This is a genomic window from Pseudolysinimonas sp. (assembly GCF_031389465.1).
GTDB lineage: Bacteria > Actinomycetota > Actinomycetes > Actinomycetales > Microbacteriaceae > Pseudolysinimonas_A.
The window spans coordinates 1-3073 of sequence record NZ_JANMSQ010000178.1 but is presented as its reverse complement, the minus strand read 5'-3'; the positions used below and the strand labels follow the sequence as shown (position 1 = coordinate 3073).

At 67.7% G+C, this 3073-nt stretch carries 4 protein-coding genes and 1 pseudogene; all 5 read right to left on the bottom strand.

Going from position 1 to position 3073, the window contains the following annotated elements; genetic code table 11:
- A partial coding sequence (locus RMO30_RS07220; protein WP_309711350.1) for a ribbon-helix-helix domain-containing protein occupies positions 1-211 on the bottom strand: 211 nt, incomplete at its 3' end.
- A 55-nt stretch (positions 212-266) separates the two neighbouring features.
- Positions 267-896: a methyltransferase domain-containing protein gene (locus RMO30_RS07215; protein WP_309711348.1), complete on the bottom strand. Its 630-nt coding sequence runs from the start codon at positions 894-896 to the stop codon at positions 267-269.
- 34 nt (positions 897-930) lie between these two features.
- Positions 931-1971 carry a glucose-6-phosphate dehydrogenase (coenzyme-F420) gene (gene fgd / locus RMO30_RS07210; protein WP_309711346.1) on the bottom strand — a complete coding sequence of 347 codons (1041 nt, stop codon included), beginning with the start codon at positions 1969-1971 and terminating at the stop codon, positions 931-933.
- A gap of 151 nt (positions 1972-2122) precedes the next feature.
- A complete protein-coding gene (gene coaD / locus RMO30_RS07205) occupies positions 2123-2608 on the bottom strand; it encodes a pantetheine-phosphate adenylyltransferase (protein WP_309711343.1) in 486 nt (161 codons plus the stop codon).
- Between the two features lie 62 nt (positions 2609-2670).
- A pseudogene (locus tag RMO30_RS07200) lies at positions 2671-3073 on the bottom strand (ATP-dependent DNA helicase RecG); the annotation flags it as partial.

Genomic DNA, 3073 nt, shown 5'->3' with positions numbered 1-3073 from the left:
CATACACCTGCTGCTCGGATGCGTAGCCGAGTCGACGCCCGCGGTCGTTGGCCCGATCGAACACGGCCTGAAGCGCCTGCTCGGTACGGAGCTGCTTCACGACCGCGCGGCGGATGTACTCGCTGCGCGACGAGAATTCGCGTCGCGCCTGATCGTCGATCTGGTCGACGAGCTCCTGCGGGAGCGAAATGTTGAAACTCTGCGCAGCCATACAGGAAGTGTATGCGATTGGAGGTTGAGTTTTGATACACCCGCTGCGCGGGCACTCAACCCGCGGGCTTGCGCGCGCGGATGCGTTCGATCGTGCCGGCCTTGAGCCGCTGCGACTCGACGATGTCGAGCCCGGCGGCCCGCACGACCGGCAGTTGGCGTCGCGTGAGGTGCTCGCCCGAGGTCAGGATCGTGACCCGCTCGAGCAACCACTGGGCGGCGTAGACCGGCGGCCAGGAGCTGCCGATGTGGTCGAGAAGCAGGAGGGTTCCGCCCGGGGCGAGCACCCGCGCCATCTCACGCACGGCGACGTCGGGGCGCGGGATCGAACACAGGCCGAGCGCGCAGACGACGGTGTCAAAGGAGGCGTCGTCGTACGGCAACTGCTCGACGTCGGCCACGCGAAACGCGGGTTTGAGCCCCAGTTCGGTCGCGCCGCGGCGGGCGCGACGCAGCATCGCCGGGCTGAGGTCGACGCCGGTGAGCTCGACCTCGGGCGGGTAGAACTCGAGGCTGCGGCCGGTTCCGATCGCGACCTCGAGGATGCGGTCGTGGGCGCGTTCGGCGATCCACTCCCGGCTGCCGGCGAGCAGGCCGCGTTCGAGGGGCGCCATCGCGCGGTCGTACCGGGCGGCGGCCTTCTGCCAGACGGTGCGCTGGCGCTGGGTCTGCTTGTCGGCATCCATGGGGTGGGTTTCGATACACCGCCTTCGGCGGCACTCAACCCGCGTGGGTAGCGGGGGTGGCGAGGGCGCGGAGGCGGGGGGCGAGGTCGGCTTCGAAGAGTTGCAGAAAGCGGCGCTGGTCGTGGCCCGGGGCGTGGAAGACGAGGTGGGTGAAGCCCGCATCCACGTACTGCTTCACGTCGGCGACCACGGCGTCGGGGTCGGAACCGACGATCCACCGCGACGCGATCTGCTCGATGGGGAGGGCATCGGCGGCGCGCTCCATCTCGACCGGATCGGTGATGTCGTGTTTTTGCTCTTTGCTCAGCGCGAGCGGCGCCCAGAATCGGGTGTTCTCGAGAGCGGCTGCGGCATCCGTGTCGTAGGAGATCTTGATCTCGATCATCCTGTCGATTCCCGCGTAGTCGCGGCCCGCCTTCTCGGCGCCCTCCTTGACGGCGGGGATCAGTTCGTCGGTGTAGAGCGCCATGCCCTTGCCGGAGGTGCAGATGAAGCCGTCACCCGCGCGGCCGGCGTAGCGGGCCACCATCGGACCACCCGCGGCGATGTACACCGGGATCGGCAGCTCGGGGCGGTCATAGATGGATGCGTCGTGCGTCGAGTAGTACTCGCCCTCGAAGTTCACTCGGTCGTGCGTCCAGAGCTGGCGCATGAGGTCGACGGATTCGCGGAGTCGCGCGAACCGCTCCTTGAACTCAGGCCAGACCTGCTCACCGCCGCCCTGGAATCCGGTGGCGATCTCGTTCAGCGCCTCGCCGCTGCCGACGCCGAGAAAGATGCGGTCGGGGTAGAGCACCCCCATCGTCGCGAACGCCTGCGCGAGCACCGCCGGGTTGTAGCGGAACGTCGGCGTCATCACGCTCGTGCCGATCCGGATCTTGCTCGTGCGCTCTCCCACCGCCGCCATCCAGGTGAGCGAGAACGGCGCGTGCCCGCCCTCGTGCCGCCACGGTTGGAAGTGGTCGCTCACAGCGACGCTCTCCATGCCGTGCTGCTCCGCAGCAACCGCGATCTCGACGAGCTCGCGCGGGTCGAACTGCTCGGCGGATGCCTTGTATCCGAGGGTGAGGGTCATTCCCCCATTCTGGCGCGCCTCAACTCGAGCCGCCGGACCCAACTCTCGGAAATCCAGGCCTTCATCGACGAGACGTCGACGAGACCCTCGGATTCCGAGAGTTCGGTCGGGATGGGGGTCGCCTGCCGCGGCGCGGGGTCGTGCGCGGCGGTCAGTCGTTGGACTGCAGGAACGCCGAAACGACCCGCGGCACATACGGAGACACGTCGCCACCGAGCCCCGCCACCTGGCGCACCAGCGAGCTCGACACGTGGGCGTGCGCCGGATCGGGCAGCAGGAAGATCGTCTCCACACCCGCGAGGTTGCGGTTCACGATCGCCATCGGAGTCTCGTAGGCCACATCGACCTGCGAACGGATTCCCTTCACGAGAACGCTCGCGCCGACATCCGTGCAGTAGTCGACGAGCAGTCCGACGCTCCACGAGGTGACGGTGATATTGCCGGGCATGCTCGCCTCGACGACCGCCTCCTGGATGAGCGACACCCGCTGGGCGATCGGCAACAGAGCCGTCTTAGCCGGGTTGTGCACGACGAGAACGTGCAGTTCATCAAAGAGTCCCGCAGCCCGCTCGATCACGTCGAGGTGCCCGAGAGTCACCGGATCGAAAGACCCCGGTACGACAGCGATCCGGCTCACCTCGTCACTGTATCGGAGAGCCCCCGGGCTTACGTGACCATTCCGTTACCGATGACGGCACGTCAGCTCTTGCCGAGGAACGCCCGCTCGGTCTCATCGAGCCGACGGTCGATGGCTTCCCTCAGGGCATCGTGCAGTCGGAGCCCCGGATCGCCCGCGAGGATGTCCTCGGCGACAGCGCGCGCGTCCTCGATGAGCTTGCCGTCTCTCGAGACTCGCAGCAGTTTGAGCGACGACCGACCACCCGACTGCGACTCCCCCAACACATCGCCCTCGCGCCGCAACTCGAGGTCGGCCTGCGCCAACTCGAAACCGTCGAGCGTGGCGGCGACAGCATCCACTCGCTCCCGAGCCAGCGAAACCGGTTCGGCGTGCGTGACAAAGAGACACAAGCCCGGCGCACTGCCCCGGCCGACCCGACCGCGCAACTGGTGCAACTGGGCGATGCCAAACCGATCGGCGTCG